We start from the raw sequence: 410 nt of genomic DNA, 5'->3' as shown, positions 1-410 counted from the left end.
GCCATACCACAGGTTGCTACGACAAGCATTCCTCCCAGAATCATGGTTCCGACTCCGACAAGTGTTTTCACAATGCCTTCTTCTGTTCTCAGTCGGATAGATTCCTGCCACTGCTGTTGCTGCAGTTCATAGAACTCCTCACAGGAGTTTACCCTGTCCTTCACCTGCTCGAGATATGTACTTAACATTCCATCCATCATCTGTGCCAGCTGAAAAGACTCTGTTGCATTCACAACCGATGCATCATATGCACTGATTGTAGCACTACTGCCACCTAACTGTCCACCAATAATACTGCGAAGATAGCCTGCCATCATATCGATGGGATACATATCTGCATGGCTGTGTGCCTCTTCATATTCCCCTATCTGTGTGCGGACATTCTGCACTCCGGCAAGCGCATTGTCAAA

Annotated in this window: 1 protein-coding gene; it reads right to left on the bottom strand. The window is 47.6% G+C overall.

What is annotated here, in order from left to right; translation table 11 throughout:
* Positions 1–410, bottom strand: a 410-nt coding sequence (locus tag DXB43_RS15345) for a hypothetical protein (RefSeq protein ID WP_199535101.1), incomplete at both ends; no start/stop codon positions are given.

The sequence above is a fragment of the Roseburia sp. OM04-10BH genome (assembly GCF_003462605.1).
In the GTDB taxonomy this organism is placed as follows: Bacteria; Bacillota; Clostridia; order Lachnospirales; family Lachnospiraceae; genus Roseburia_C; species Roseburia_C amylophila.
Note: the sequence above shows the minus strand (reverse complement) of the source record. Positions and strands in the feature narration are given on the sequence as shown.